General features: G+C 38.5%; 1 pseudogene. It reads right to left on the bottom strand.

The window, feature by feature from the left end:
• Positions 1-40: 40 nt before the first annotated feature.
• Positions 41-369: pseudogene (locus CWC17_RS19280) on the bottom strand (Mobile element protein); the annotation flags it as partial.

The following is a 369-nucleotide window of genomic DNA, read 5'->3' on the forward strand; positions in this document are numbered from 1 at the left end:
TTTGTAATCGCATAAACCAGCTAATGCTTGCTAGACGTTAACGGTTTTGGTTTACTGTTTGATTAAAAATGATAAGTTCTGCTTTACTTAGCTTTCACCCTGTGTGTACTTTTGCGTAAGCACGTTGCCTTCACAGAGTTTATGCCAACGAATAACAATCGCTTTATCATTTAGCCTATTCACTTTCTTATCATCAACATACAACACTAAGTGTGTATGATTACTCATCACAGCGTAAGCACACACATCAATACAAAATATCATTGCTAAATCAAGCAGTTTGACTTCAACCAAGCCTCTTCGATGCTCATAAGACTTGCCAGTAAAATGGTCTTCACCACACTAAAAAGCACGGCGCACGCAACAACC

Origin of the sequence: Pseudoalteromonas sp. S3785 (genome assembly GCF_005887365.1) — a bacterium.
Classification (GTDB): Bacteria; Pseudomonadota; Gammaproteobacteria; order Enterobacterales; family Alteromonadaceae; genus Pseudoalteromonas.